This is a genomic window from Roseovarius sp., assembly GCF_965228755.1.
Classification (GTDB): Bacteria; Pseudomonadota; Alphaproteobacteria; order Rhodobacterales; family Rhodobacteraceae; genus Roseovarius.
On sequence record NZ_CBDDIG010000005.1, the window covers coordinates 849,453 to 875,229 of the forward strand.

The 25,777-nt window shown below is 65.0% G+C and carries 31 protein-coding genes; 29 read left to right on the forward strand and 2 right to left on the reverse strand.

The window, feature by feature from the left end:
• Positions 1-3 precede the first annotated feature (3 nt).
• The 29 genes from ACO07J_RS07565 to ACO07J_RS07705 all read left to right on the forward strand — a co-directional run bounded on the left by ACO07J_RS07565 (position 4) and on the right by ACO07J_RS07705 (position 23,909).
• Entirely contained in the window at positions 4-369 is a 366-nt protein-coding gene (locus ACO07J_RS07565; RefSeq protein WP_057816534.1) for an NADH-quinone oxidoreductase subunit A, read from the forward strand.
• Positions 360-989 carry a NuoB/complex I 20 kDa subunit family protein gene (locus ACO07J_RS07570; RefSeq protein ID WP_422027810.1) on the forward strand — a complete coding sequence of 210 codons (630 nt, stop codon included), beginning with the start codon at positions 360-362 and terminating at the stop codon, positions 987-989. The genes ACO07J_RS07565 and ACO07J_RS07570 overlap by 10 nt, the downstream gene beginning before the upstream one ends.
• Positions 986-1,594: an NADH-quinone oxidoreductase subunit C gene (locus ACO07J_RS07575; protein WP_422027812.1), complete on the forward strand. Its 609-nt coding sequence runs from the start codon at positions 986-988 to the stop codon at positions 1,592-1,594. The genes ACO07J_RS07570 and ACO07J_RS07575 overlap by 4 nt, the downstream gene beginning before the upstream one ends.
• A gap of 29 nt (positions 1,595-1,623) precedes the next feature.
• Entirely contained in the window at positions 1,624-1,794 is a 171-nt protein-coding gene (locus tag ACO07J_RS07580) for a hypothetical protein (RefSeq protein ID WP_422027814.1), read from the forward strand.
• Positions 1,794-3,014, forward strand: a complete 1,221-nt coding sequence (locus ACO07J_RS07585; RefSeq protein WP_300892664.1) for an NADH-quinone oxidoreductase subunit D — start codon at positions 1,794-1,796, stop codon at positions 3,012-3,014. The genes ACO07J_RS07580 and ACO07J_RS07585 overlap by 1 nt, the downstream gene beginning before the upstream one ends.
• 50 nt (positions 3,015-3,064) lie before the next feature.
• Entirely contained in the window at positions 3,065-3,349 is a 285-nt protein-coding gene (locus ACO07J_RS07590) for a hypothetical protein (protein WP_422027816.1), read from the forward strand.
• Between the two features lie 2 nt (positions 3,350-3,351).
• Entirely contained in the window at positions 3,352-4,620 is a 1,269-nt protein-coding gene (locus tag ACO07J_RS07595) for an NADH-quinone oxidoreductase subunit E (RefSeq protein ID WP_422027818.1), read from the forward strand.
• A 34-nt stretch (positions 4,621-4,654) separates the two neighbouring features.
• Positions 4,655-5,239, forward strand: a complete 585-nt coding sequence (locus tag ACO07J_RS07600; protein WP_422027820.1) for an NADH:ubiquinone oxidoreductase — start codon at positions 4,655-4,657, stop codon at positions 5,237-5,239.
• 1 nt (position 5,240) lies between these two features.
• Entirely contained in the window at positions 5,241-5,873 is a 633-nt protein-coding gene (locus ACO07J_RS07605) for a hypothetical protein (RefSeq protein WP_422027822.1), read from the forward strand.
• 13 nt (positions 5,874-5,886) lie between these two features.
• The gene (locus tag ACO07J_RS07610; protein ID WP_300892467.1) at positions 5,887-6,105 is read left to right on the forward strand and encodes a DUF5337 family protein; all 219 of its coding nucleotides are present in this window, start codon (positions 5,887-5,889) and stop codon (positions 6,103-6,105) included.
• A gap of 4 nt (positions 6,106-6,109) precedes the next feature.
• Entirely contained in the window at positions 6,110-7,405 is a 1,296-nt protein-coding gene (gene nuoF, locus ACO07J_RS07615) for an NADH-quinone oxidoreductase subunit NuoF (RefSeq protein ID WP_422027824.1), read from the forward strand.
• Positions 7,406-7,483: 78 nt separating this feature from the next.
• The gene (locus ACO07J_RS07620) at positions 7,484-8,191 is read left to right on the forward strand and encodes a class I SAM-dependent methyltransferase (protein ID WP_422027826.1); all 708 of its coding nucleotides are present in this window, start codon (positions 7,484-7,486) and stop codon (positions 8,189-8,191) included.
• 122 nt (positions 8,192-8,313) lie between these two features.
• A complete protein-coding gene (locus tag ACO07J_RS07625; protein WP_422027828.1) occupies positions 8,314-8,739 on the forward strand; it encodes an MAPEG family protein in 426 nt (141 codons plus the stop codon).
• Complete coding sequence (locus ACO07J_RS07630; RefSeq protein WP_422027829.1) at positions 8,732-9,097, forward strand: hypothetical protein; 366 nt, start codon at positions 8,732-8,734, stop codon at positions 9,095-9,097. Before ACO07J_RS07625 ends, ACO07J_RS07630 begins: the two co-directional genes overlap by 8 nt.
• Positions 9,098-9,221: 124 nt before the next feature.
• Complete coding sequence (locus ACO07J_RS07635; protein ID WP_422027831.1) at positions 9,222-9,629, forward strand: DUF5333 domain-containing protein; 408 nt, start codon at positions 9,222-9,224, stop codon at positions 9,627-9,629.
• Positions 9,630-9,635: 6 nt separating this feature from the next.
• The gene (gene nuoG / locus ACO07J_RS07640; protein WP_422027833.1) at positions 9,636-11,648 is read left to right on the forward strand and encodes an NADH-quinone oxidoreductase subunit NuoG; all 2,013 of its coding nucleotides are present in this window, start codon (positions 9,636-9,638) and stop codon (positions 11,646-11,648) included.
• Positions 11,648-12,052: a hypothetical protein gene (locus tag ACO07J_RS07645; RefSeq protein WP_422029737.1), complete on the forward strand. Its 405-nt coding sequence runs from the start codon at positions 11,648-11,650 to the stop codon at positions 12,050-12,052. The genes nuoG and ACO07J_RS07645 overlap by 1 nt, the downstream gene beginning before the upstream one ends.
• Before the next feature lie 7 nt (positions 12,053-12,059).
• A complete protein-coding gene (gene nuoH, locus ACO07J_RS07650; RefSeq protein WP_422027835.1) occupies positions 12,060-13,097 on the forward strand; it encodes an NADH-quinone oxidoreductase subunit NuoH in 1,038 nt (345 codons plus the stop codon).
• Between the two features lie 3 nt (positions 13,098-13,100).
• Positions 13,101-13,595 (forward strand): NADH-quinone oxidoreductase subunit NuoI, encoded by a 495-nt coding sequence (gene nuoI / locus ACO07J_RS07655; protein ID WP_300892478.1) that lies wholly within the window; start codon positions 13,101-13,103, stop codon positions 13,593-13,595.
• The gene (locus ACO07J_RS07660) at positions 13,592-14,005 is read left to right on the forward strand and encodes a carboxymuconolactone decarboxylase family protein (protein ID WP_420423591.1); all 414 of its coding nucleotides are present in this window, start codon (positions 13,592-13,594) and stop codon (positions 14,003-14,005) included. Before nuoI ends, ACO07J_RS07660 begins: the two co-directional genes overlap by 4 nt.
• Positions 14,002-14,610, forward strand: coding sequence for an NADH-quinone oxidoreductase subunit J (locus ACO07J_RS07665; RefSeq protein WP_422027838.1), 609 nt, complete (start codon positions 14,002-14,004; stop codon positions 14,608-14,610). The genes ACO07J_RS07660 and ACO07J_RS07665 overlap by 4 nt, the downstream gene beginning before the upstream one ends.
• Positions 14,607-15,110 carry a hypothetical protein gene (locus tag ACO07J_RS07670; RefSeq protein WP_422027840.1) on the forward strand — a complete coding sequence of 168 codons (504 nt, stop codon included), beginning with the start codon at positions 14,607-14,609 and terminating at the stop codon, positions 15,108-15,110. Before ACO07J_RS07665 ends, ACO07J_RS07670 begins: the two co-directional genes overlap by 4 nt.
• Positions 15,111-15,178: 68 nt before the next feature.
• On the forward strand, positions 15,179-15,484 hold the full coding sequence (gene nuoK / locus ACO07J_RS07675) for an NADH-quinone oxidoreductase subunit NuoK (protein WP_268954300.1): 306 nt from the start codon (positions 15,179-15,181) through the stop codon (positions 15,482-15,484).
• Positions 15,485-15,488: 4 nt separating this feature from the next.
• Positions 15,489-17,642, forward strand: coding sequence for an NADH-quinone oxidoreductase subunit L (gene nuoL, locus ACO07J_RS07680; RefSeq protein ID WP_422027842.1), 2,154 nt, complete (start codon positions 15,489-15,491; stop codon positions 17,640-17,642).
• Complete coding sequence (locus tag ACO07J_RS07685) at positions 17,642-19,189, forward strand: NADH-quinone oxidoreductase subunit M (protein ID WP_422027844.1); 1,548 nt, start codon at positions 17,642-17,644, stop codon at positions 19,187-19,189. The genes nuoL and ACO07J_RS07685 overlap by 1 nt, the downstream gene beginning before the upstream one ends.
• A gap of 9 nt (positions 19,190-19,198) precedes the next feature.
• The gene (gene nuoN, locus ACO07J_RS07690; protein WP_422027846.1) at positions 19,199-20,635 is read left to right on the forward strand and encodes an NADH-quinone oxidoreductase subunit NuoN; all 1,437 of its coding nucleotides are present in this window, start codon (positions 19,199-19,201) and stop codon (positions 20,633-20,635) included.
• Between the two features lie 54 nt (positions 20,636-20,689).
• Positions 20,690-21,445, forward strand: coding sequence for a biotin--[acetyl-CoA-carboxylase] ligase (locus ACO07J_RS07695; RefSeq protein ID WP_422027848.1), 756 nt, complete (start codon positions 20,690-20,692; stop codon positions 21,443-21,445).
• Between the two features lie 16 nt (positions 21,446-21,461).
• The gene (locus ACO07J_RS07700) at positions 21,462-22,232 is read left to right on the forward strand and encodes a type III pantothenate kinase (RefSeq protein WP_422027850.1); all 771 of its coding nucleotides are present in this window, start codon (positions 21,462-21,464) and stop codon (positions 22,230-22,232) included.
• Between the two features lie 6 nt (positions 22,233-22,238).
• On the forward strand, positions 22,239-23,909 hold the full coding sequence (locus ACO07J_RS07705; protein WP_422027852.1) for a ribonuclease J: 1,671 nt from the start codon (positions 22,239-22,241) through the stop codon (positions 23,907-23,909).
• Between the two features lie 3 nt (positions 23,910-23,912).
• Here the strand turns inward: ACO07J_RS07705 and ACO07J_RS07710 are convergent, their stop codons facing one another.
• Together ACO07J_RS07710 and ACO07J_RS07715 are read right to left on the reverse strand one after the other, a co-directional pair.
• Complete coding sequence (locus ACO07J_RS07710) at positions 23,913-24,131, reverse strand: tautomerase family protein (protein ID WP_422027854.1); 219 nt, start codon at positions 24,129-24,131, stop codon at positions 23,913-23,915.
• A gap of 63 nt (positions 24,132-24,194) precedes the next feature.
• Positions 24,195-25,631: a DEAD/DEAH box helicase gene (locus ACO07J_RS07715; protein ID WP_422027856.1), complete on the reverse strand. Its 1,437-nt coding sequence runs from the start codon at positions 25,629-25,631 to the stop codon at positions 24,195-24,197.
• Between the last annotated feature and the right edge of the window lie 146 nt (positions 25,632-25,777).

The following is a 25,777-nucleotide window of genomic DNA, read 5'->3' on the forward strand; positions in this document are numbered from 1 at the left end:
CACGTGGATGAGATGCTGAGGGAATACCTCCCCGTCCTGTTTCTACTGGCCATCGCCATCGGTCTTGGCCTTGTGCTGATCCTCGCCGCCGTCGTCCTGGCCGTCCGCCACCCGGATCCCGAGAAGGTCAGCGCCTATGAATGCGGTTTCAACGCCTTCGACGATGCGCGGATGAAGTTCGACGTGCGGTTCTACCTCGTGTCGATCCTGTTCATCATCTTCGACCTCGAGATCGCGATGCTGTTCCCGTGGGCGGTGGCCTTCCAGGATATCAGCATGGCCGCCTTCTGGTCGATGATGGTCTTCCTTGCCGTGCTGACCGCCGGGTTCGCCTATGAATGGAGAAAGGGAGCCATGGAATGGGAGTGAAGAGCGACATGGCCGAGGAAGAGGCCAGGGTCACCGAGACCCAGGGCCAGGGCCTTCAGAGCGACCGGATCAAGAGCGGCCCGTCGGCGGAAGCGCCGGTGGAGGCCTACAAGCCCGGTTACGAACGCGAGCCGGCGGTTCAGGCGCTGAACCGCGAGTTGCAGGACAAGGGGTTCCTTGTCACCTCGACCGAGGACATCATCAACTGGGCCCGCACGGGCAGCCTGCACTGGATGACCTTCGGGCTGGCCTGCTGTGCCGTGGAGATGATGCACACCTCGATGCCGCGTTACGACCTCGAGCGGTTCGGCACCGCGCCGCGGGCGAGCCCGCGCCAGTCGGACCTGATGATCGTGGCGGGCACCCTGACCAACAAGATGGCGCCGGCCTTGCGCAAGGTCTATGATCAGATGCCCGAGCCGCGCTACGTGATCTCGATGGGTTCCTGCGCCAATGGTGGGGGGTATTACCATTACAGCTATTCCGTGGTGCGCGGCTGTGACCGGATCGTGCCGGTCGATGTCTACGTGCCGGGCTGTCCGCCGACGGCAGAGGCGCTGGTCTATGGCATTCTGCAGTTGCAACGCAAAATCCGCCGGACGGGGACGATCGTAAGATGACGGCAGCATTGAAGGAACTGGGCGAACACATCGAGGCCAAACGCACCGACTGCGTGTTGAGCTGGGAGGTGTCGTTCGACGAGCTGAATGTCGACGTGGCGCTGGCGAATATCGTCGGGCTGGTGGAGTTTCTGAAGACCGACCCGACCTGCCGTTTCTCGACGCTGGTGGATATCACGGCGGTGGATTACCCCGAGCGGGCCAAGCGGTTCGACGTGGTCTATCACTTCCTGTCGATGTACCAGAACCAGCGCATCCGCCTGCGGGTGGCCGTGCGGGAAGAGGATATGGTGCCGTCGATCACCGGGATCCATTCCTCGGCCAACTGGTTCGAGCGGGAGGTTTTCGACATGTTCGGCATCCTGTTCTCGGGCCATCCCGACCTGCGGCGCATCCTGACCGACTATGGTTTCCGCGGCTATCCGCTTCGCAAGGATTTCCCGACCACGGGCTATACCGAAGTGCGCTATGACGAGGTGCAGAAGCGGGTGGTCTATGAGCCGGTGAGCCTTGTGCAGGAATACCGGCAGTTCGATTTCATGAGCCCGTGGGAGGGTGCCGAGTACATCCTGCCGGGGGACGAGAAAGACACCGCATCGAAATGAACGGGTGGGGCGCAGCGAGGGGTGACAGAATGATCTGGCTTATTCTTCTCTCGGTGGCCTTCGTGGTTCCGTTCTGGAAGCTGCTTCCGGAATACGGCATCTCCAGCTACTGGGCGATCACCGCGATCTTCCCGCTCTGCACGCTCATCATGCTCTATATCATGGCCTTTTCGGCCGAACGTAAGGGAGGTCCGCGATGATGGACGGCTCCAAGGGATTTGAAGACGCCCAGACGGGCGAGCAGAAGATCCGTAACTTCAACATCAACTTCGGCCCGCAACACCCTGCGGCGCACGGGGTTTTGCGGCTGGTGCTGGAGCTTGACGGCGAAATCGTCGAGCGCTGCGACCCGCATATCGGGCTGCTTCACCGCGGCACCGAGAAGCTGATGGAAAGCCGGACCTACCTGCAGAACCTGCCGTATTTCGACCGGCTCGACTACGTGGCGCCGATGAACCAGGAGCACGCCTGGTGCCTGGCCATCGAGAAGCTGTGCAAGGTCGAGGTGCCGCGCCGGGCGCAGCTGATCCGGGTGCTCTATTCCGAGATCGGGCGCATCCTGAACCACCTGCTGAACGTGACGACGCAGGCGATGGACGTGGGCGCGCTGACCCCGCCGCTGTGGGGCTTCGAGGAGCGCGAGAAGCTGATGGTGTTCTACGAGCGGGCCTGTGGCGCGCGGCTGCACGCCGCGTATTTCCGCCCGGGAGGCGTGCACCAGGACCTGCCGGACGAGTTGCTTGACGATATCGAGACATGGGCGAACGAGTTCCCGAAGGTTCTGGGCGATCTCGACGGGCTGCTGACGGAAAACCGCATCTTCAAGCAGCGCAATGCCGATATCGGCGTGGTGACGGAGAAGGACATTCTCGACTGGGGTTTCTCGGGCGTGATGGTGCGCGGCTCTGGCCTGGCCTGGGATCTGCGGCGGGCGCAGCCCTATGAATGCTACGACGAGATGGAGTTCCAGATCCCCGTCGGCAAAAACGGCGACTGTTATGACCGCTACCTCTGCCGGATGGAGGAGATGCGGCAATCGCTGAAGATCATGCACCAGTGCATCGAGAAGCTGCGGGCGCCCGAGGGCCGCGGCGACATCCTTGCGCGCGGCAAGCTGACGCCGCCGACTCGGGGCGACATGAAGACCTCGATGGAAGCGCTGATCCACCATTTCAAGCTGTACACGGAGGGCTTCCACGTGCCCGAGGGCGAGGTCTATGCCGCCGTCGAGGCGCCGAAGGGCGAGTTCGGCGTTTATCTCGTGGCGGACGGGTCGAACCGGCCCTATCGCGCGAAGCTGCGGGCGCCGGGGTTCCTGCACCTGCAGGCGATGGATTTCGTGGCCGGCGGGCACCAGCTTGCCGACGTGGCGGCGATCATCGGGACGATGGACGTCGTGTTCGGGGAAATCGACCGGTAAGAACGCCGGCAAGGCTGTCGGGGGACCGGCGGCGACGAGGGGGAACGATGATGGGATTTCGGAAGGTGATGGCGCTTGCGGGGTTGCCCCTTGGCCTGGCCGCCTGTGTCACGACGCCGGAGGGCGTGAACGAGCAGATGATCGCGGATTACACGCTGGCGGCCTCGACCATCGGGTGCGAGCTGAAGCATGATTCCGATTACCTGCCGGTCGAGCTGCAGGCCGGGCTGACCCGGCAGCAAGCCCTTGATATCACATCCTACATGCTTGCCAACGACAAGGCCGTGAACCTGCCTGACGGTGGCGTGAAACTGACTACGGGAGCCTGTGCCTGAGCATGCTGAGACGTCTTCACCACGAACAGCCAGAGAGCTTTGCGTTCACCGAGGCCAACCGGGCCTGGGCCGAGGCGCAGATCACCAAGTATCCCGAGGGCCGGCAGGCCAGCGCGGTCATCCCGCTTCTGTGGCGCGCGCAGGAGCAGGAAGGCTGGCTGTCGCGGCCGGCGATCGAGCACGTGGCGGAAATGCTCGACATGGCCTATATCCGGGCGCTGGAAGTGGCCAGCTTCTACTTCATGTTCCAGCTGCATCCCGTTGGTTCCGTTGCACATATCCAGGTTTGCGGCACGACCTCCTGCATGATCTGCGGGGCCGAGGACCTGATCGGCGTCTGCCGCGAGAAGATCGCGCCGAACGCGCATGAGCTGAGCGCCGATGGCAAGTTCAGCTGGGAAGAGGTGGAATGCCTGGGCGCCTGTGCCAATGCGCCGATGGCCCAGATCGGCAAGGATTACTATGAAGACCTGACGGCCGAGCGGATGGGCGAGCTTATCGACGAGCTGGCCGCCGGCAAGGTGCCGGTGCCGGGGCCGCAGAACGGGCGTTACGCGTCGGAGCCTGCGGCCGGGCTGACCAGCCTGAAGGAATTCGACAGCGGGCAGACCAAGTACAACGCCAGCGTGCAGCTTGCCACCGACCTGAACGACACCGTGAAGCGGATTGACGGCACCGAAGTGCCGCTGCTGGCACCGTGGCGCGACAAGGGGGCGAACCATCGCCCCGCCGATCCTGCGGTGAAGGTGAAGGAGCCGCCGAAGCAGGAGGCCGCGAAGGACCAGCCCGTAGACAAGGTGCCGCCCAAGGCCACTGCCGACGATACCGGCGTGACCAAGGCAGAGGCGCAGGCCAAGGAGAAGGGCAAGCCCGAGTCGGCCCGCGCCCCCGAAGGCAAGCCTGGCAAGGCGGACGAACCGGCGGTGAAATCCAACGCCAAGCCAAAATCCAAGAAGGCCGCTCCGGCAGCGGAAGCGGGCGAGGGGAAGAAACCCGTACTGCTGTCCGAGGCGCGCGAGGGCGGGCCGGACGACCTGAAGCATATCAAGGGCGTGGGGCCGAAGCTGGAACAGGCGCTGCACGATATGGGCGTGTTCCATTTCGACCAGATCGCCGCGTGGTCCGAGGACGAGGTGGCCTGGGCCGATCAGAACCTCGTGGGGTTCAAGGGCCGGGTGAGCCGCGACGACTGGGTGAGCCAGGCCAAGATCCTGGCCGAGGGCGGCTCGACCGAGTTTTCGGACCGGGCCAAGAAGGGCGACGTTTACTGACGCCTCCGCGCGGGGCGTCTGAGGAAAGGCTGTGATGTCACAGACGGCGAAACCGGAAACCTGCCTGTGGGCATGCTGGGGCGTTGGCGCGCTCACCGGTTTCGTCGCGTTGTTCGTCGTGGTGTCGGCGTTCCCGGTTTTGGCGACGCTGATGTTCAGCGGCGGGCTGGCGGTGCTTGTGGCGATTTCGGTCTCGCGGATCGTGTGCGGCGAGGGTGCCGCGCGGCAGGGGACGGCGCCGGTCGCCGGGCCGGTGGGCGAGCGCGTTATCGGTGATGAGGTAGCCGAGGCGCCGGTGGCCGTGGCCGATGCGGCGGACGGGCGGCCCATCGCGCTTGACAGGGCGCGGGGCGATGCGCCTGACGACCTGACCAGGATCAAGGGGATCGGTCCGAAGCTTGCCGGGCTGTGCCACGAGCTTGGCATCTACCATTTCGACCAGATTGCCGCCTGGGGCCCGGCGGAGGTGGCGTGGATGGACGCGCATCTCGAGGGGTTCAAGGGCCGGGTGACCCGCGATGACTGGGTAAGCCAGGCCAAAACCTTGTGTGATCACGCGAAGACGGACGGGTCAAAGCGTGATAAGAATGCGGCGCAAGCCGACACAGGGGGAACGTAGAATGGCGAACGTGGCTCCGAACATGAGTTGCCCGGCGAAATGCTGGCTGTCGGCGGCAGGGGTGGCGGTGCTGACCTTCGTGCTGCTGGCGGGGTTCGACGATGTCGGGCTGTTGTGGCCGTTGGTGTTGGGCGTGGTGATCTTCGCGGCGCTCGGTTTGGCATTCCGGTTCCTGCTGTGCGGTGGGCCTGCGGCCTCCGACGCTTCGGCGGCCCCGGCCAAAGCGGTCCCGGCGGTCGAGCCCGCGCCGACCCCCGTACCGGCCGCGGAGCCGGCGCCGGCAAGCCCGGCCACGGCGGCGGAGCCCGAGGCCGAGGTGACGGATGCACCGGCGACGGACGGCGAGGGTGCCAAGCCCGAGGGCCTGTCAGCGCCGCGCGGTGGCAAGGCGGACGACCTCAAACAGATCCGGGGCGTCGGGCCGAAACTGGAGACGATGCTGAACGGGATGGGGTTCTACCATTTCGACCAGATCGCCGGGTGGGGCCCGGCCGAGGTGGCGTGGGTCGACGAGAACCTGCAGGGCTTCAAGGGCCGCGTGACCCGCGACGACTGGGTGAGCCAGGCGAAGACGCTCGCCTCGGGCGGGGAGACCGCCTTTTCGAAGCGGGTCGACAACGGTGACGTATACTGAATGAGCGAGAGGCATGAGCAAACCCGACACAGCCGCCCGCAAGGGACGCCAGGCAGCGCTGGTCATCGCCGGAACGGCGGTGTTCTGGATCCTGGCCACCCTGATCGGAGACAAAGAAGGCTTCAGCCAGCGGCTGCGGCTTCTCTTCGATCTGCTGGCGCTGGCGGGTTTCGTCTTTGCCTTCTGGCTGATCTTTCAATACTGGCGGGCTCGCCAGGACAATCAGGGGTAGCGGCATGCTAAAGGACCAGGACCGTATCTTTACCAATCTCTACGGGATGCACGACCGCACGCTGAAAGGCGCGCAGGCGCGGGGCCACTGGGACGGTACGAAGAAGCTGATCGAGATGGGCCGGGCCGAGATCGTCGAACAGATGAAGGCGAGCGGGCTGCGCGGCCGGGGCGGGGCAGGGTTCCCGACCGGGCTGAAATGGTCGTTCATGCCGAAGGAAAGCGACGGGCGACCGGCGTATCTGGTGGTCAATGCCGACGAGTCGGAGCCGGGCACCTGCAAGGACCGCGAGATTATGCGGCACGATCCGCATACGCTGATCGAGGGGTGCCTGATCGCGAGCTTCGCGATGGGGGCGCATGCCAGCTATATCTACATCCGCGGCGAGTACATCCGCGAGCGCGAGGCGCTGCAGATGGCCATCGACGAGGCCTATGACGCGGGGCTGATCGGCAAGAACGCCTGTGGCTCGGGCTGGGATTTCGACCTCTACCTCGTGCACGGGGCCGGGGCGTATATCTGTGGCGAGGAAACCGCGCTTCTGGAAAGCCTGGAAGGCAAGAAGGGGATGCCGCGGATGAAGCCGCCGTTCCCGGCGGGCGCGGGCCTTTACGGCTGCCCGACCACGGTGAACAACGTCGAGTCGATTGCCGTCGTGCCGACCATCCTGCGGCGCGGGGCCGACTGGTTCGCGAGCTTCGGGCGCGCGAACAACGCGGGCACGAAGGTTTATGCCATCTCGGGCCACGTGAATAACCCCTGCGTGGTGGAAGACGCGATGTCGATTTCCTTCGAGGAGCTGATCGAGACCCATTGCGGCGGCATTCGCGGCGGGTGGGGCAACCTCAAGGCGGTGATCCCCGGCGGCTCGTCCGTGCCCTGCGTGCGCGGCGAGAAGATGAAGGACGCGATCATGGATTTCGACGCGCTGCGCGAGGTGGGCTCGAGCCTCGGCACCGCGGCGGTGATCGTGATGGACAACTCGACCGACATCATCAAGGCGATCTGGCGGCTGTCGAAATTCTACAAGCACGAAAGCTGTGGACAGTGCACGCCCTGCCGGGAAGGCACCGGCTGGATGATGCGGGTGATGGACCGGCTGGTGCGCGGCGAGGCCGAGGTCGAGGAGATCGACATGCTGTTCGACGTGACCAAGCAGGTCGAGGGCCACACGATCTGTGCCTTGGGCGATGCGGCGGCCTGGCCGATCCAGGGCCTGATCCGCAACTTCCGCGACGAGATCGAGGACCGGATCAAGGCGCAGAAGACCGGCCGGGTCAGCGCCGTCGCGGCGGAGTGACCGGATCATGCGCGCCCTTCTTCCATATTCCTGCCCGGCTGGGCCGGTGACCGCGCCCGCGCGGGGGAAGGGGGCGTCGTGATCAAGAAGTACCGTTTCACCGGCGAGGACGTGGTCGCGGACATCCGCGACAAATACGACTATGACGGCGACCTGGCCGAGATCTATGCCACGACGCAGGATTACGTGGTGCACAAGTGGCATCATTACATCCCGCTTTATGACCGGTACTTCGGCAAGTACCGGGGCACGAAGGTGCGGTTCCTCGAGATCGGCGTCGACAAGGGCGGGAGCCTTCAGATGTGGCGGCGATTTCTGGGCGAGGATGCCGTTCTGTTCGGGGTCGATATCAAGAAGAGCTGCAAGGCGTTCGACGGCGTGGCGGGGCAGGTGAGGATCGGGTCGCAGGACGATCCGGACTTCCTGAATGCCGTGATCGACGAGATGGGCGGGGTCGATGTGGTGCTGGATGATGGCAGCCACCAGATGCCGCATATCGAGGCGTCGCTGCGCGCGGTCTACCCGAGGCTGGAGGTGGGCGGCACCTACATGATCGAAGACCTGCACGCGGCCTATTGGAAAGGGTTCGAGGGCGGCTATGACGCCGAGGCGAACTTTTTCAACACGGTGCGGCGGATCGTCGATGACATGCACGAGCGCTATCACCACCAGGGGCTTCAGGTGCCCGAGCTGGAAGGCGCGGTAAGCGGGCTGCACGTGCACGATTCCATCGTGGTGATCGAAAAGGATGCGGTGCATCCCCCGACCCATTCGAAGGTGAACTGAGATGGCGGGCGGGATGCAAGGGCGGCAAGTTGCTGGTCTCGCTGATCGTGGGTGTCGCGGCCGGGGCAGGGACGTACGACATCTTGTGCGCCGGTGGAAGCTGAGGGGCCGGAATTGAACCGATGATGGATTTCGCTGAATACGGACATGCCCTTGCGGCGATCGTCGGGCTGGCGCTGTTGCAGCTGGTACTGGGGCCCCTGTCGGCGATGCGCAAGACGAAGGCCGGGCTGGCACCGGGGGCACAGCCGCCGGCGGATTATTCCGACAGCGGCTATCGGTGGCACCGGGCCTATGGCAATCTCGTCGAGTCGATGCCGGCCTTTGTCGGGCTGGTACTGGCCGCGATCCTTGCCGGGGGCAGCCCGTTCTGGGTGAACCTGTTCGCCTCGGGCTTTCTGTTGTTGCGTATCCTTCTGGCGGTGGTGCATATCAACGGCATCGGAAAACCGGATATGGGGCTGCGGTCCTTCACCTATGTCGCGGGCTGGCTCATGTGCCTTGGCCTTGCGTATCTTGTTGTAAAGGCGGTGTTTCTCAATGGCTGAACGGATTTGGCACAAGGCGCCGGGGCGCGTGGCGGTGGCACTGCTGCTGGTTGCGACGGTGGCCGTGGCGGGCTGCTCGAAGAAAAGCGAGCGGGTGTTTTTCAACGGCAATTACTATCCGAGCAAGGCGCGGGCCGCCGACAAGGCCGACCGCAAGCGGTTCACCGTGTCGGTTCGACGGGCCGACCAGGGCCGGGCCGGGGCACGCGAGGCGGGGCGGTACGGCGGCAAGCAGTACTGCCTGAAGCATTTCGGCACGTCGGAGATTGCATGGACCGTGGGGCCGGATGCGCCCGACGCGGTGCTGGCCCGGCAAAGCGGTCGGCTGACCTTTAGCGGGACCTGCGTTCTTTGGTGAATTCGTCTTTCATAACAGGGGTTTGGCGCGCGTGTTATTGCATATCACGCGGGGTGCGACCCATCTGCGCTGCAGATGGGTGTGCCGCCGTGGCGCGCCCCCGTGTGAGTGAAAGGAAATCCACATGAAACGCATGACCGCCCTTGTCCTGAGCCTTGCCCTGTCAGCCGGTGCCGTCGGTGCGAGCGCCGGTGCCGGCCTCGAAAACGAGCGCGACATCAACGACGGCCTGCTGGCGCTGGCCGTGGCCGACAAGATCCGCCGCGAGTGCAACAGCATCGGCGGCAAGTACTTCAAGGCGCAGAGCTATGCCAACGGTCTGAAATCGCTGGCCGCGGCACGCGGCTACAGCGACGCGCAGATCGACGCCTACATCAACGACGACGTCGAAAAGGAAAAGATGCGCCAGCGGCGCAACGCCTATTTCGAAGCCAGAGGGGCCAGCAATCTGGATGCCGAGAGCCTGTGCGTGCTCGGCCGGGCGGAAATGGCCCAAAAAAGCCGGATCGGCCAGTTACTGAGAGCAAAGTGAGAACGGATGTCTGACCTTCGCAAAATCATCATCGACGACCAGGAAGTCGAAGTCGACGGGGCGATGACCCTGATCCAGGCGTGCGAGCAGGCGGGGATCGAGATTCCCCGTTTCTGCTATCACGAGCGGCTTTCGATCGCGGGCAACTGCCGGATGTGCCTTGTCGAGGTGGTGGGCGGCCCGCCCAAGCCCGCGGCAAGCTGTGCCATGCAGGTGCGCGACCTACGGCCCGGGCCGGAAGGTCAGCCGCCGGTGGTCAAGACGAACTCGCCCATGGTCAAGAAGGCGCGCGAGGGGGTGATGGAGTTCCTGCTCATCAACCACCCGCTCGATTGCCCGATCTGCGACCAGGGCGGGGAATGCGATTTGCAAGACCAGGCAATGGCTTACGGGGTGGATTTCAGCCGCTTCCGCGAGCCGAAGCGGGCGGTTGACGACCTCGACCTCGGGCCGCTGGTGGAAACCCACATGACGCGCTGCATCTCCTGCACGCGCTGCGTGCGGTTCACCACCGAGGTGGCGGGCATTCACCAGATGGGCCAGACCGGCCGGGGCGAGGATGCCGAGATTACCGCCTACCTGGGCGAGACGCTGGATTCGAACCTGCAGGGCAACATCATCGACCTGTGCCCGGTGGGCGCGCTGGTGTCGAAGCCCTATGCCTTTACCGCGCGGCCGTGGGAGCTGACCAAGACCGAGACGATCGACGTGATGGATGCGTTGGGCAGCAATATCCGGGTGGATACCAAGGGCCGCGAGGTCATGCGCATCCTGCCGCGGAACCATGACGGCGTGAACGAGGAATGGATTTCCGACAAGACCCGGTTCGTCTGGGACGGCCTGCGCCGGCAGCGGCTGGACCGGCCGTATATCCGCGAGGGCGGCAAGCTGAAGCCGGCGACGTGGCCCGAAGCGCTGGCCAAGACCGCCGAGGCGCTGAAAGGCGCCAAGAAGGTGGCCGGGCTGGTCGGTGACCTGGCTCCGGTCGAGGGCGCCTACGCGCTGAAGCAGCTGGTCGAAGGCCTTGGCGGGCAGGTGGAATGCCGCACCGACGGGGCGCACCTGCCGGCTGGCAACCGCTCGGCCTATGTGGGCAATGCCCGGGTCGAGGAGCTGGATACGGCGAAGACGGTTTACCTGATCGGCACCGACCCGGCGGTCGAGGCGCCGGTGCTGAATGCGCGGATTCGCAAGGCGTGGCTCAACGGGGCCGAGGTGATCCATATCGGCCAGCCGACCGACCTGACCTATGAGGCGGCCCAGCACGGCGGGCGGAACAAGTTCATGAACCGGGCGCTGGCAGAGGCCGAGGCGACCGAGGGCGCGATCGTCGTGGTGGGCCAGGGCGGCCTGCGGGGCGAGAACGGGCCGGCGGTGCTGAGCCTGTCGATGCGGCTGGCGGAGAAGCTGGGCGGCAAGATGCTGGTGCTGCACACCGCGGCGTCGCGCGTTGGCGCGATGGATGTGGGCGCGGTTGCCGAAGGCGGCATCGAAGGTGCGCTGGAGGGGGCCGACGTGGTCTACAACCTCGGCGCCGACGAGATCGAGATCGCCAGCGGGCCCTTCGTGATCTACCAGGGCAGCCATGGCGACCGGGGCGCGCATCGCGCCGACGTGATCCTGCCGGCGGCGGCCTATACGGAAGAGCAGGGGCTTTTCGTCAACACCGAGGGCCGGCCGCAGCTGGCGCTGCGCGCGGGGCATCCGCCGGGCGAGGCGAAGGAAAACTGGGCGATCCTGCGGGCGCTGTCGGGCGAGATGGGCAGCGCGCTGCCCTTCGACAGCATCGCGCAGCTGCGCCGGGCGATGGTCGAGGCGGTTCCGCACCTGGCCGCGATCGACACGGTGCCGGAGAATGGCTGGACCCTGGTCGAGGAGGTGGAGCTTGGCGCCGGCCAGTTGCAGCCCGCGATCCAGGACTTCTACCTGACCAACCCGATTGCCCGGGCGAGCGCGCTGATGGCCGAGCTGTCGGCCGAGGCCAAGGCCCGCCGGACAGAGCCGGTGGCCGCCGAGTGATGCGGCGCGGCGCGCTGATATCTCCACTGGCGATTTCGGTGGCGACGGCCGTGTCGGGCTGCGACGCGGCCGATTCCGAGCCGGAAGCGCCGTTCCGGCCGGATTACAGGGGAATCGAAACCCGCCTGCTGGACGGGGATCTCGTGAGTTTCCAGGTGGAAATGGCCGGGGCGCGGGACAGCACCGACCTCGATCGCTATGCCGAATGTGCGGCGGCGCAGTACACGCTGATCCGCGGCTTCGGATTTGCGCGTCACGTGCGCACGAAAGTGGTCGAAGAGGGTGGCATCTGGCGCGGAGATGCGGTTTACACGATCTCGCCGACGATACCCGACGGGATCAAGAAAATAGACGCCGAAGTCGTCGCCGCCGATTGCGCGGAAAACGGAATACCGATGGTGTGAGGAGCTGATGGCTGAATTTCTGACAACCCCCTTGGGGATCGCGCTGATCATCACCGCGCAGTGCCTGGCCGTGGTTGGCTTCGTCATGATCTCGCTGCTGTTCCTCGTCTATGGCGACCGGAAGATCTGGGCCGCGGTGCAGATGCGGCGGGGGCCGAACGTGGTGGGCATCTACGGCCTGCTGCAGACGGTGGCCGACGCGCTGAAATACGTGGTCAAGGAGGTCGTCGTGCCCGCGGGGGCCGACAAGGCGGTGTTCATCCTGGCGCCGCTGACCAGCTTCGTGCTGGCGGTGCTGGCCTGGGCGGTGATCCCGATGAACGAGGGCTGGGTGCTGTCGGATATCAACGTGGCCATCCTCTTCGTCTTCGCCGTCTCCTCGCTCGAGGTGTACGGCGTGATCATGGGCGGCTGGGCGTCGAACTCGAAATACCCGTTCCTCGGCTCGCTGCGGTCCGCCGCGCAGATGATTTCCTACGAGGTGTCGATCGGCCTGATCATCGTGGGCGTGATCATCTCGACCGGCTCGATGAACTTCAGCGCCATCGTCGGCGCGCAGGACACGGCCTATGGCTTCTTCGGCTGGTACTGGCTGCCGCATTTCCCGATGGTGTTCCTGTTCTTCATCTCGGCCCTGGCCGAGACGAACCGCCCGCCCTTCGACCTGCCGGAGGCGGAATCAGAGCTGGTGGCGGGCTACCAGGTGGAATATTCGGCCACGCCCTTCCTGCTGTTCATGGCCGGTGAATACATCGCCATCTTCCTGATGTGCGCGCTGACCTCGCTGCTGTTCTTCGGCGGCTGGCTGTCGCCCATTCCGGGCCTGCCGGACGGGGTGCTCTGGATGATCGCGAAGATGGCGTTCTTCTTCTTCATCTTCGCCATGGTGAAGGCGATCACGCCGCGCTATCGCTACGACCAGCTGATGCGGATCGGCTGGAAGGTGTTCCTGCCCCTGTCGCTGGCATGGGTGGTGATCATCGCGTTCCTTGCGAAATTCGAAGTGCTCGGGGGCTTCTGGGCCCGCTGGGCGATTGGAGGCTGACAGATGACGCAGATCGATTATGGCCGGGCTGCCGGTTACTTTCTGCTGAAGGACGTGTTCAAGGGGTTCGGGCTTGGCCTGAAGTACTTCTTCGCGCCGAAGGCCACGGTGAACTACCCCCACGAGAAGGGGCCGCTTTCGCCGCGGTTCCGGGGGGAGCATGCGCTGCGCCGCTATCCCAACGGGGAAGAGCGCTGCATCGCCTGCAAGCTGTGCGAGGCGATCTGCCCGGCGCAGGCTATCACCATCGATGCCGAGCCGCGCGACGACGGCAGCCGCCGCACCACGCGCTATGACATCGACATGACCAAGTGCATCTATTGCGGCTTCTGCCAGGAGGCCTGCCCGGTGGATGCCATCGTCGAGGGGCCGAATTTCGAGTTCGCCACCGAGACGCGGGAAGAGCTGTATTACGACAAGGCCAAGCTGCTGGAGAACGGCGACCGCTGGGAAGCCGAGATCGCCCGCAACCTGGAACTGGATGCGCCTTACCGATGAGCGACATGAAGAACCCCTTCGAGGCCATGATGGCCCAGGCGCAGGAGATGGCGAAAGCCTTCAACCCGGCGCTTGAGTCGTTCTCGCCCAAGGGGTTCGAACAGCTCTGGCCGACCATGCCGAAGGAATTCATGGAAATGTCCTTCGGCAGGGGGTTGAACAAGGATGGGCTCGATGCCAAGACGCGGCTGCTGCTGACATTGGCGGGGCTGACCATGCTGGGCGCGCAGAGCGACACGCAGATCCGGATGACGGTGCGCCATGCGCTCGAGGCCGGGGCGACCAAGGACGAGATTGCCGAGACCATCGCGCAGATGTCCATGTTCGCCGGCATCCCGTCCATGACCCGGGCGATGGAGTTCGCCCGAGAGGTGCTGGACGAGGACAAGGAAGGGGATAAAGACCGATGACCGTAGCCGCGTTTTCCTTCTACCTGTTTGCCGTATCGGCACTTGTGGGCGGGCTTTTTACCGTGATCAGCCGCAGCCCGGTGCACTCGGTGCTCTGGCTGATCCTGTCGTTCATCTCGGCGGCGGGGCTGTTCGTGCTGCTGGGGGCCGAGTTCGTGGCGATGCTGCTGATCATCGTCTACGTGGGTGCGGTGGCGGTGCTGTTCCTGTTCGTGGTGATGATGCTCGACGTGGATTTCGCCGAGCTGAAGGCCGAGATGGCGAAGTACATGCCGCTGGCGCTGCTGATCGGGGTGATCCTGCTGATGCAGTTCGGGCTGGCTTTCGGCAACTGGCAGATGGCCGACGGGGCCGAGGCCGCACGGGCCGCGGTGCCGGTCGAGGGGGTGGAGAACACCGCCGCGCTGGGGATGATCCTCTATGACAAGTACTTCCTGCTGTTCCAGCTGGCGGGCCTCATCCTGCTGGTGGCGATGATCGGGGCGATCGTGCTGACGCTGCGCCACCGGACGCATGTGAAGCGGCAGGACGTGCTGGCGCAGATGTACCGCGACCCGGCCAAGGCGATGGAGCTGAAGGACGTGAAGCCGGGGCAGGGGCTGTGAAAGCTGCGCGCGGCATAGCGCTCGGCGCGGCCTGGGCCGTGCTGTTTGCCGGGGGCGCCGTGGCGCTGACCCCGCCGCCGCCCTGTGACCGGGAAGAGAACGGCATGATGACCCATGACGTCGAGTACCTGGGCGACGAGACCAGCGGCCACACCATCGAGACCTACCTGAACAAGACCACCGCCGATGGCATCATCGCCGGTGCGCCGGGACCGATCCCTCAGCTCGACAATTTCAACGGGGTCCGGGTGACCGATTGCCGGAGCGGGCATTTCGTGGCGATCCACGGCGTGGGCCAGCGCGAGGCCTATGCCGCGCTGACGGCGACCGAGTTCCTGCGCCCGCGGCTGAAGGCGGGAAAGGCGGTGCGGGTGCAGGACGTGCGCCGCGCGGCCGACGCGCTTTACGGCGGCGAGCATTACCTGCGGGTTCTGACCCTGCGGGAGACCGAGGAAACCTGTGGCTGCAATGCCCTGTACCCGGGGCTTTGGCAGAATTGAGACAAAGGGCCGCGCGCGCCCCGAAGTGACGGATATTTCGGCGGACAAGACCGAAGAGGGACGGACAAATGATAGGACTCGAACATTACCTGACGGTGGCTGCGGCCCTTTTCGTCATCGGCATCTTCGGGCTTTTCCTGAACAGGAAGAACGTGATCATCCTGCTGATGTCGATCGAGCTGATGCTTCTGTCGGTCAACATCAACCTCGTCGCCTTTTCCGCCCACCTGGGCGACCTGGTGGGGCAGGTCTTTACCCTCTTCGTGCTGACCGTGGCCGCCGCCGAGGCCGCCATCGGCCTGGCGATCCTGGTCTGCTTCTTCCGCAACCGCGGCACGATCGCGGTGGAAGACGTCAACGTGATGAAAGGCTGAGGCGATGGAAACGATCATTCTCTTCGCCCCGCTCGTGGGTGCCATCATCGCGGGGTTCGGCTGGAAGCTGATCGGCGACGCCGCCGCGCAGTGGGTGTCGACGGGGCTGCTGTTCCTCGCCTGCCTGCTGAGCTGGATCGTGTTCCTGGGCCATGACGGGCAGAGCCATTCGATCCATATCCTCGACTGGGTGCAGTCGGGCACGCTGGACACGGCATGGGCCATCCGGCTCGACCGGCTGACGGCGATCATGCTGATCGTGGTGACGACCGTCTCGGCGCTCGTGCACCTTTATTCGATGGGCTACATGGCCCATGACGAGAACTTCAACGACGAGACCGAGAGCTATCGGCCCCGGTTCTTTGCCTACCTGTCGCTGTTCACCTTCGCGATGCTGATGCTGGTGACGTCGGACAACCTCGCGCAGATGTTCTTTGGCTGGGAAGGGGTTGGCCTCGCGTCCTACCTGCTGATCGGGTTCTATTTCCGCAAGCCTTCCGCCAATGCCGCCGCGATCAAGGCCTTCGTGGTCAACCGGGTGGGGGATTTCGGCTTTGCGCTGGGGATCTTCGCGCTGTTCTACCTGACGGACTCGATCAAGTTCGACGACGTGTTTGCCGCGGCGCCGGAGCTGGCGGAGACGCAGCTGACCTTCCTCTGGACCGAGTGGAACGCGGCAAACCTGATCGCCTTCCTGCTGTTCGTGGGGGCGATGGGCAAGTCGGCGCAGTTCATCCTGCACACCTGGCTGCCCGACGCGATGGAAGGCCCGACGCCGGTGTCGGCGCTCATCCACGCCGCGACCATGGTGACGGCGGGGGTGTTCCTTGTCTGCCGGATGTCGCCGCTCTTCGAGTTCGCTCCGGAAGCGAAGATGATCGTGGTTGGCATCGGCGCCCTCACCGCCTTCTTCGCCGCGACGGTGGGCCTCGTGCAGAACGACATCAAGCGCGTGATCGCCTATTCGACCTGTTCGCAGCTGGGCTACATGTTCGTGGCGGCCGGTGTCGGCGTCTACTCGGTGGCGATGTTCCACCTGCTGACCCACGCCTTCTTCAAGGCGATGCTGTTCCTCGGGGCCGGTTCGGTCATCCACGGGATGCATCACGAGCAGGACATGCGGAACTATGGCGGCCTGCGTAAGAAGATGCCCTACACGTTCTGGGCGATGTTGATCGGGACGCTGGCGATCACCGGGGTGGGCATTCCGCTGACCCATATCGGCTTTGCCGGGTTCCTGTCGAAGGACGCGATCATCGAGAGCGCCTATGCGGGCACGGCCGGGGGCATCGCCTTCTGGGCGCTGGTCGTCGCGGCGCTGTTCACCAGCTTCTACAGCTGGCGGCTGATGTTCCTGACCTTCTTCGGCACGCCGCGGGGCGACAAGCACACGCATGAGCATGCCCATGAAAGCCCGCCCGTGATGCTGGTGCCGCTGGGGGTTCTGGCGCTTGGCGCGATCTTCTCGGGGATGGTGTGGTATGGCAGCTTCTTCGGCGACCATAACCAGGTGAACCACTTCTTCGGCATCCCGGAGCATCATGCCGAGGCGGATGCCGGGCATGGCGAGGAAGAAGGCCACGGGGAAGACGCCGCGGCGGAGGAAAGCCATGGCGACGACGCGGTGGCCGACGAGAGCCATGCCGAGGACGGCGCCGCCGAGGGCGAGGCCGAGGCCGGGCACGACGTGGCCCATGCCGGCCCGCCGCAGGGTGCGATCTACATGGGGGCCGACAACCACGTGATGGATGACGCGCACCATGCACCCACATGGGTGAAGGTCAGCCCGTTCGTTTCGATGATCCTCGGCTTCCTGGTGGCGTTCTGGTTCTACATCGTGAACCCGGCCATGCCCAGGGCGCTGGCCGAGAGCCAGCGGCCGCTCTACCTGTTCCTGCTGAACAAGTGGTACGTGGACGAGATCTACGACTTCCTGTTCGTGAACCCGGCAAAACGGCTGGCGCGCGTGCTGTGGCGCGGCGGTGACGGGCGGATCATCGACGGCTTCCTCAACGGCGTGGCGATGGGGATCATCCCGTTCTTCACCCGCCTCGCGGGCCGGGCGCAATCCGGCTACATCTTCACCTATGCCTTCGCCATGGTGCTGGGCATCGCGGTTCTGGTCACGTGGATGACCTTCACCGGAGGGGCTGAATAATGGATAACCTGCTTTCCATCACCACGTTCATCCCCGCCATCGCCGCGGCGATCCTGGCGATCTTCCTGCGGGGCGAGGATGCGGCGGCGCAGCGGAATGCCAAGTGGGTGGCGCTGATCGCGACGTCGCTGACCTTCATCGTGTCGATCTTCATCCTTGTGGGTTTCGACCCGAACGACACCGGCTTCCAGTTCGTGGAAGAGCGGGAGTGGCTGCTGGGCCTGAAGTACAAGATGGGCGTCGACGGGATCAGCGTGCTGTTCGTCATGCTGACCACCTTCATCATGCCGCTGACCATCGCCGCGTCGTGGAACGTGACGAGCCGCGTGAAGGAATACATGATCGCCTTCCTCGTGCTGGAAACGCTGATGCTGGGCGTGTTCATGGCGCTCGACCTCGTGCTGTTCTACCTGTTCTTCGAGGCGGGGCTCATTCCGATGTTCCTGATCATCGGCATCTGGGGTGGTAAGGAACGGATCTACGCGTCGTTCAAGTTCTTCCTCTACACCTTCTTCGGCTCGGTGCTGATGCTGGTGGCGATGGTGGCGATGTTCGCGGAAGCCGGCACCACCGACATCCCGACGCTGATGATGCACGAGTTTGCCTTCGAGAGTTTCTCGCTTCTGGGCATCCAGATCGTGGGCGGGATGCAGACGCTGATGTTTATCGCCTTCTTCGCCAGCTTTGCCGTGAAGATGCCGATGTGGCCGGTGCACACCTGGCTTCCCGATGCGCACGTGCAGGCGCCGACGGCCGGCTCGGTCGTGCTGGCGGCGATCCTGCTGAAGATGGGCGGCTACGGCTTCCTGCGGTTCAGCCTGCCGATGTTCCCGGTGGGGGCCGAGGTGATGACGCCGCTGGTGCTGTGGATGTCTGCCATCGCCATCGTCTATACCTCGCTGGTGGCGCTGGCGCAGGAGGATATGAAGAAGCTGATCGCCTATTCCTCGGTCGCGCATATGGGCTATGTCACCATGGGCATCTTCGCGGCCAACCAGCAGGGGATCGACGGCGCCATCTTCCAGATGATCAGCCACGGCTTCATCTCGGGCGCACTCTTCCTGATCGTCGGCGTGATCTATGACCGGATGCACACCCGCGACATCGACGCCTATGGCGGGCTGGTGAACCGGATGCCGGCCTATGCGCTGATCTTCATGCTGTTCACCATGGCCAATGTGGGCCTGCCAGGCACGAGCGGGTTCATCGGCGAGTTCCTGACGCTGGTCGGGATCTTCCAGGTGAACACCTGGGTGGCTGCGGTGGCGACCTCGGGGGTGATCCTGTCGGCGGCCTATGCGCTGTGGCTCTATCGCCGGGTGGTGATGGGCGAGCTGGTGAAGGAAAGCCTCAAGTCGATCAGCGACATGACCGGGCGCGAGCGGGCGATCTTTGCGCCGCTGGTGGTGATGACTCTGCTGCTGGGCGTCTACCCGAGCCTGGTTACCGATGTCACCGGCCCGGCGGTCGAGGCGCTGATCGGCAATTATGAAACGGCCTTGTCAGAGGCGGGCGCCGCCAACGACGTGGCGCAGGTGGCGGAATAACGGAGACCCATGATGCAGGCTGATCTGAATGTTATCCTGCCCGAGATCGTGATCTCGGTCTACGCGCTGGCCGCGCTGCTGCTGACGGCCTACACGGGCAAGGACAAGATGGCGGGGATGCTGACATGGCTGACCGCCGCGATCCTGCTGGCGATGGCACTGTGGCTGAGCACGTCGGGCGGGGGTACGCGCACCGCCTTTGGCGGCATGTTCAACGACGACGCCTTTGCCCGCTTTGCCAAGGTCGTGACGCTGGTTTCGGCGGCCGCGGTGATGGTGATGGGCCAGGAATACATGGCCCGCCGGGGGCTGTTGCGGTTCGAGTATCCGCTGCTCATTGCGTTGGCCGCGGTGGGCATGATGATGATGGTCAGCGCCGGCGACCTGATGGCGCTTTACATGGGGCTCGAGCTGCAGTCGCTGGCGCTTTACGTGGTGGCCTCGCTGCGCCGCGACAGCGTGAAATCGACGGAGGCCGGGCTGAAGTATTTCGTGCTGGGCGCGCTGTCGTCGGGCCTGCTGCTTTACGGCGCTTCGCTGACCTACGGCTATACCGGCACGACGCTCTTCTCGGGCATCATCGCCTCGGCCGAGGGGCAGGCGCCCATTGGCCTGCTGATCGGGATCGTCTTCGTGATCTCGGGGCTGGCCTTCAAGGTGTCGGCCGTGCCGTTCCACATGTGGACGCCGGATGTCTACCAGGGGGCGCCGACGCCGATCACCGCCTTCTTCGCCACCGCGCCCAAGATGGCGGCGATGGGGCTGTTTGCCCGCGTGGTGCATGATGCCTATGGCGGCGTGGTGCAGGACTGGCAGCAGGTGGTCGCGGTGCTGTCGCTGCTGTCGATGTTCCTTGGCGGCGTGGCGGCCATCGGGCAGCGCGACATCAAGCGGCTGATGGCCTATTCCTCGATCGCCCACATGGGCTATGCGCTGATGGGGCTGGCGGCCGGTACGGTGTTCGGCGTGCAGGCGATGCTGATCTACATGGTGATCTACATCACCATGAACGTGGGCACCTTCGCCTTCATCCTGTCGATGGAGCGTGACGGGCAGCCGGTGACGGATATCGCGAGCCTCAACATGTATTCCAAGGCCCATCCGGGCCGGGCGCTGGCCATGCTGATCCTGCTCTTCAGCCTGGCCGGGGTGCCGCCGCTCCTGGGCTTCTTCGGCAAGCTCTACGTGCTGCGGGCGGCCTATGAGGGCGGGCTGGTGTGGCTGGCGGTGGCAGGCGTGATCGCCTCGGTCATCGGGGCGTTCTATTACCTGCGGATCGTCTATTACATGTATTTCGGCGAGGACCAGGAGCCGCTGGAAACCGGCAAGTCGCCGGTGCAGTGGGGCTTCCTGATGGCGTCGGCCGCGCTCATGCTGCTGGGTATCGTGAACATGTTCGGTATCGAGGGCATGGCACAGGCCGCGGCGACGACCCTTGTCAACTGACCTGATGACCAGGCCCCGCCGGAGGATGCCTCCGGCGGGCGTATTTGCGGAACAATGAAGGTCGCGGGCTGGCCAGAGGGGTACGGGCGCCGGGTGCTGCCGGAGGTGGACAGCACCAATGCCGAAGCCGCGCGGGTGGCCGGTACGCTGGCCGGGCCGGAATGGATCCTGGCGCTGAAGCAGACCGCCGCACGCGGGCGCCGGGGGCGGGCCTGGGCCAACCCGGAAGGGAACTTCGCCGCGAGCCTGGTGTTGCAGCCGACCGAGCCGCCATCGGTGGTGGCGCTGCGGTCCTTCGTGGCCTCGCTGGCGCTTTACGATGCCTTCGTGGCGGCGACGGGGCGGCCCGAGGGCTTCGCGCTCAAGTGGCCGAACGACGTGCTGCTGAACGGCGGCAAGGTGGCGGGCATCCTGCTGGAGCAGGCCGGGCAGGGGACGAAGCTGTCGCCGCTGGTGATCGGGATCGGTGTGAACCTTGTCCATGCGCCCGGGGCCGAGGAAGTGGAACCGGGGGCGCTGCGGCCCGTCTCGCTGTTGTCCGAGACCGGGACCGAGATCAGCCCGGGCGATTTCCTCGACCTGCTGGCGCCGGCCTATGCGGCCTGCGAGGCGCAGTTCGTGCAGTATGGCTTCGGGCCCATTCGCCGGGCCTGGCTGGATCGGGCGGCGCGGCTGGGCGAGGTGATTACCGCCCGCACCGGCAAGGCCGAGATCACCGGCACCTTCGAGACGGTGGACGAGGCGGGCAATCTTGTTCTAAAGACCCGCGATACCCGGCAGGCCATCCCGGCGGCCGAAATCTTCTTCTGAGCGAAGCGAGCTGGACATGCTACTGGCGATCGACTGCGGCAACACCAACACGGTCTTTTCCATCTGGAACGGGACAGAGTTCCTGTGCACGCTGCGCACTTCGACCCACCATGCCCGGACAGCGGATGCCTATTTCACCTGGTTCTCGACGCTGGTGAAGCATTACGGGATCGAGATGGACATCACCGACGTGATCATCTCGTCGACCGTGCCGCGGGTGGTGTTCAACCTGCGCGTCTTTGCTGACCGGTTCTTCGGCTGTCGGCCGATCGTGGTGGGCAAGCCCGATTGCGCCCTGCCGGTACAACCTCGGGTGGACGAGGGGACGCAGGTGGGGCCGGACCGGCTGGTGAACACCGCCGGCGCCTTCGACCGGCATGGCGGCGACCTGATCGTGGTGGATTTCGGCACCGCCACCACGTTCGACGTGGTGGCCCATGATGGGGCTTACGTGGGCGGGGTGATCGCGCCGGGCGTGAACCTGAGCCTCGAGGCGCTGCACATGGCCGCCGCCGCCCTGCCGCATGTGGACGTGACCAAGCCGCAGAAGGTGATCGGCACCAACACGGTGGCCTGCATGCAATCGGGCGTGTTCTGGGGCTACGTGGGGCTTGTGAACGGCATCACCGAGCAGATACGGGCGGAGTACGAGCGGCCCATGCAGGTGATCGGCACCGGCGGGCTGGCCCCGCTTTTCGCGCAGGGTGACCTGCTTTTCGATCATATCGAGGAAGATCTGACCATGCATGGGCTGACGGTGATCCATGCGCATAACGAGAAAGGCTGAGGCAGCATGAGCAACGAGCGGCTGATCTACCTGCCCCTTGGCGGGGCGGGCGAAATCGGGATGAACGCCTATGTCTATGGCATCGGCGCACCGGGGAAGGAGCGGCTGATCCTTGTCGATCTGGGCGTGACCTTTCCGGACATGGACGGCACGCCGGGCGTCGACCTGATCTTTCCCGATATCAGCTGGCTGGAAGAGCGGCGGGATAGGCTGGAGGCCGTGTTCATCACCCACGCGCACGAGGATCACGTGGGGGCGATTTCGCATTACTATGACCGGCTGGGCGCGCCGGTTTACGCCCGGGCCTTCACCGCCAATATCGCGCGGAAGAAGATGGAAGAGCGGGGCCATCCGGAGAAGGCCGTGATCACCGCGAGCGCGTGGCCCGAGGTGATCGAGGCAGGCCCGTTCAAGGTGGGCTTCGTGCCGATCTCGCATTCGATCCCGGAAAGCGCGGGGCTGGTGATCGACACCAAGCTTGGCCGGCTTGTGCATTCTGGCGACTTCAAGATGGATACCGGCCCCGTGGTGGGCGAGGCGTTCGACGAGGAGCTCTGGGCCTCGCTGTCGGAGCCGGGGGTGCTGGCGCTGATGTGCGATTCGACCAACGTGTTCAGCCCGCATCCGGGGCGGTCGGAAAGCAGCCTGGGCCCCGAGATCGAAAGCCTGATCGCCGGCGCCAAGGGTATGTTCGTGGCCACCACGTTCGCCAGCAACGTCGCGCGGGTGAAGACGCTGGCCGAGGCGGCGGAGCGGGCGGGCCGGTCGATCTGCCTAATGGGCCGGGCGATGCGGCGGATGATCGAGGCGGCGGTGGAAACGGGCGTGCTGACCGGGTTTCCGCGTACCGTGAGCCCCGAGGACACCAAGAACATCCCGCGCGAGAACCTGATGCTGATCGTCACCGGCAGCCAGGGCGAGCGGCGGGCGGCCAGCGCGCAGCTGGCGCAGGGCAAGTATAACGGGATCGAGATGAAGCCGGGCGATACATTCCTGTTCTCGTCCAAGACGATCCCCGGTAACGAGCGCGGCGTGATCCGGATCATGAACCAGTTCAGCGAGATGGGCGTCGACGTGGTCGATGACGATGGCGGCCGCTATCACGTGTCGGGCCATGCCAACCGGCCCGACCTCGAGCGGTTGCACAAGCTGATCCAGCCGTCCTACGTGGTGCCCATGCATGGCGAGCACCGGCATCTGCGCGAGCACGTGAAACTGGCCAAATCCAAGGGGTTCGGGGCCGTTCTTGCCCCCAATGGCACGATGATCGAGCTGACCGGAGAAAGCCCCTCGGTCGCCGATTACGTGGAGACGGGGCGCGTCTATCTCGACGGCAATGTGCAGGTCGGCGCGCTGGACGGGGTGGTGCGCGACCGGATTCGCATGGCGCTGAACGGGCACGTGTTGGTGAACGTGATCCTCGACGAGCAGGACGAGCCGCTGGGCGAGCCGTGGTGCGAGCTGAAGGGGCTGGCCGAGGAAGGCAGCAGCCGGGCGCCGCTGGTCGACGTGCTGGAAGAGGACCTGAGCCAGTTCCTCGGCCGGGCGGGCGACAGGACGCTGACCGATGATGACAAGCTGGAGGACGGGCTGCGCAAGATCGTGCGGCAGGTGGCGCAGGCCGAGATTGGCAAGCGGCCCGAGGTGACGGTGATCATCAGCCGGCTGACGGCCTGAGGCTCAGTCGCCCCGTCGGATGGCCAGGCCGAGTTCGGTGTGCATGACCGTGTCGTTGCGCGCCCATGAGCCGCTCTTGACCTCGTGAATGCGGGCGGAGGTGTTTTCCTTCATCCGCCCGCCTGCGGCCTCGCCGAAGGCGTCGATGACCTTGAGCAGGATGCGTTCCTTGTCCTCGTCGGTGAACACACCTTCGAGCACGTGAATGTCGATGAGGGGCATGATTGTCTCCCGTCCGTATTGCCGCCTTGATGTTAAGGGCAAGGGACGGGAAGACTAGGCGTTCTAGCCGGTGCGGCGCTGGTCGAAGCTGAGGGCGATGAACTGGGGCATGTGGTCGCCCATGCCGACGGTCTTGTTGTCGTCGCTCTTGCCGCGCCTGCTGCTGCCGCCGCGGGAGGACGAGGAGGAGGATTTCGGCTTGTCGTCGCTCTTCTGCGGCTTGCTGTCCTGCGCCTCGGGCTCCTTGGCGGAGGTGTCCTTGGCCGGGGCGTCGTCGGATTTCTTCGAGCGGCTGCGCGAGCTGCGCTTGGGTTTTTCCTCTTCCTGCGCCTCGTCGGCCGCGGGGGCGTTGCCCAGCGGGTTCTCGGCGCGGGGGATTTCCTTCTGGATCAGCTTTTCCACCGCGTCGAGCGCCTTCTCGTCGCGGGTGCTACAAAGCGTGATCGCCTTGCCGTCGCGGCCTGCGCGGCCGGTGCGGCCGATGCGGTGCACGTAATCCTCGGGGTGGCCGGGTACGTCGAAATTGAAGACGTGGCTGACGGAAGGCACGTCGAGCCCGCGGGCGGCCACGTCGGAGGCCACAAGCAGTTTCAGCGTGCCCGAGCGGAAGCCATCGAGCGTGCGCGTGCGCTGGCTCTGGTCGAGGTCGCCGTGGATCGGCGCGGCGTCATAGCCGTATTTCTTCAGCGATTTCGCCACGATATCCACATCCGTCTTGCGGTTGCAGAAGATGATGGCGTTGGTGCATTTCTCGCCCTCGCCGTCGATCATCGCCCGCAGCAGCGCGCGTTTCTCGCCGTCGGCCTTGTCGCGGCGCGAGGGTTTGAACATCACCACTTCCTGCTTGATCGTCTCCGAGGCGGTGGCCTGGCGGGCGACCTCGATCCGTTCGGGGTTCTGCAGGAAGGTGTTGGTGATGCGCTCGATCTCGGAGGCCATGGTGGCCGAGAAGAACAGCGTCTGGCGGGTGAAGGGCGTCAGGCCGAAGATGCGCTCGATATCGGGGATGAAGCCCATGTCGAGCATGCGGTCGGCCTCGTCCACCACCATGATCTTGACGTCGGAGAGGATGAGCTTGCCGCGCTCGAAATGGTCGAGCAGGCGGCCGGGCGTGGCGATCAGCACGTCGACGCCCTTGTCGATGATGGCTTCCTGTTCCTTGAAGCTGACCCCGCCGATCAGAAGCGCGCGGGTGAGCTTGAGATACCTGGAATAGGTGTCGAAGTTCTCGGCCACCTGCGCCGCGAGTTCGCGGGTGGGGCAGAGCACCAGGCTGCGCGGCATGCGGGCCCGGGCCCGGCCGCGGGCCAGCAGCGACAGCATCGGCAGGGTGAAGCCCGCCGTCTTGCCGGTGCCCGTCTGGGCGATGCCCAGGACGTCGCGGCCTTCGAGGGCCGGGGGGATGGCGCCCGCCTGGATGGGGGTGGGGGTTTCGTAGCCGGCTTCTTCTACGGCCTTGAGGACCTTCGGATTGAGGTTCAGATCAGAAAATTTGGTCATATGTGTCCATGGTTTGCGGACACAATCTTGGCCCGCCGTCTCATCGTATGTGGAGGTGAAAGCTCTCGTATGGTTCAGCGCACCCCCATGCGTGCGCCAGCCTTTATCGAATCAAGGGGGGTGTGGTCAATGCAAGCTTGACCGAA

Bases quoted from the DNA above. Each gene is read 5' to 3' on its own strand.
- ACO07J_RS07570 (WP_422027810.1), top strand. From the start codon at position 360: ATGGGAGTGAAGAGCGACATGGCCGAGGAAGAGGCCAGGGTCACCGAG.
- ACO07J_RS07575 (WP_422027812.1), top strand. From the start codon at position 986: ATGACGGCAGCATTGAAGGAACTGGGCGAACACATCGAGGCCAAACGC.
- ACO07J_RS07580 (WP_422027814.1), top strand. From the start codon at position 1,624: ATGATCTGGCTTATTCTTCTCTCGGTGGCCTTCGTGGTTCCGTTCTGG.
- ACO07J_RS07585 (WP_300892664.1), top strand. From the start codon at position 1,794: ATGGACGGCTCCAAGGGATTTGAAGACGCCCAGACGGGCGAGCAGAAG.
- ACO07J_RS07590 (WP_422027816.1), top strand. From the start codon at position 3,065: ATGGGATTTCGGAAGGTGATGGCGCTTGCGGGGTTGCCCCTTGGCCTG.
- ACO07J_RS07595 (WP_422027818.1), top strand. From the start codon at position 3,352: ATGCTGAGACGTCTTCACCACGAACAGCCAGAGAGCTTTGCGTTCACC.
- ACO07J_RS07600 (WP_422027820.1), top strand. From the start codon at position 4,655: ATGTCACAGACGGCGAAACCGGAAACCTGCCTGTGGGCATGCTGGGGC.
- ACO07J_RS07605 (WP_422027822.1), top strand. From the start codon at position 5,241: ATGGCGAACGTGGCTCCGAACATGAGTTGCCCGGCGAAATGCTGGCTG.
- ACO07J_RS07610 (WP_300892467.1), top strand. From the start codon at position 5,887: ATGAGCAAACCCGACACAGCCGCCCGCAAGGGACGCCAGGCAGCGCTG.
- nuoF (WP_422027824.1), top strand. From the start codon at position 6,110: ATGCTAAAGGACCAGGACCGTATCTTTACCAATCTCTACGGGATGCAC.
- ACO07J_RS07625 (WP_422027828.1), top strand. From the start codon at position 8,314: ATGATGGATTTCGCTGAATACGGACATGCCCTTGCGGCGATCGTCGGG.
- ACO07J_RS07630 (WP_422027829.1), top strand. From the start codon at position 8,732: ATGGCTGAACGGATTTGGCACAAGGCGCCGGGGCGCGTGGCGGTGGCA.
- ACO07J_RS07635 (WP_422027831.1), top strand. From the start codon at position 9,222: ATGAAACGCATGACCGCCCTTGTCCTGAGCCTTGCCCTGTCAGCCGGT.
- nuoG (WP_422027833.1), top strand. From the start codon at position 9,636: ATGTCTGACCTTCGCAAAATCATCATCGACGACCAGGAAGTCGAAGTC.
- ACO07J_RS07645 (WP_422029737.1), top strand. From the start codon at position 11,648: ATGCGGCGCGGCGCGCTGATATCTCCACTGGCGATTTCGGTGGCGACG.
- nuoH (WP_422027835.1), top strand. From the start codon at position 12,060: ATGGCTGAATTTCTGACAACCCCCTTGGGGATCGCGCTGATCATCACC.
- nuoI (WP_300892478.1), top strand. From the start codon at position 13,101: ATGACGCAGATCGATTATGGCCGGGCTGCCGGTTACTTTCTGCTGAAG.
- ACO07J_RS07660 (WP_420423591.1), top strand. From the start codon at position 13,592: ATGAGCGACATGAAGAACCCCTTCGAGGCCATGATGGCCCAGGCGCAG.
- ACO07J_RS07665 (WP_422027838.1), top strand. From the start codon at position 14,002: ATGACCGTAGCCGCGTTTTCCTTCTACCTGTTTGCCGTATCGGCACTT.
- nuoK (WP_268954300.1), top strand. From the start codon at position 15,179: ATGATAGGACTCGAACATTACCTGACGGTGGCTGCGGCCCTTTTCGTC.
- nuoL (WP_422027842.1), top strand. From the start codon at position 15,489: ATGGAAACGATCATTCTCTTCGCCCCGCTCGTGGGTGCCATCATCGCG.
- ACO07J_RS07685 (WP_422027844.1), top strand. From the start codon at position 17,642: ATGGATAACCTGCTTTCCATCACCACGTTCATCCCCGCCATCGCCGCG.
- nuoN (WP_422027846.1), top strand. From the start codon at position 19,199: ATGATGCAGGCTGATCTGAATGTTATCCTGCCCGAGATCGTGATCTCG.
- ACO07J_RS07695 (WP_422027848.1), top strand. From the start codon at position 20,690: ATGAAGGTCGCGGGCTGGCCAGAGGGGTACGGGCGCCGGGTGCTGCCG.
- ACO07J_RS07700 (WP_422027850.1), top strand. From the start codon at position 21,462: ATGCTACTGGCGATCGACTGCGGCAACACCAACACGGTCTTTTCCATC.
- ACO07J_RS07705 (WP_422027852.1), top strand. From the start codon at position 22,239: ATGAGCAACGAGCGGCTGATCTACCTGCCCCTTGGCGGGGCGGGCGAA.
- ACO07J_RS07710 (WP_422027854.1), bottom strand. From the start codon at position 24,131: ATGCCCCTCATCGACATTCACGTGCTCGAAGGTGTGTTCACCGACGAG.
- ACO07J_RS07715 (WP_422027856.1), bottom strand. From the start codon at position 25,631: ATGACCAAATTTTCTGATCTGAACCTCAATCCGAAGGTCCTCAAGGCC.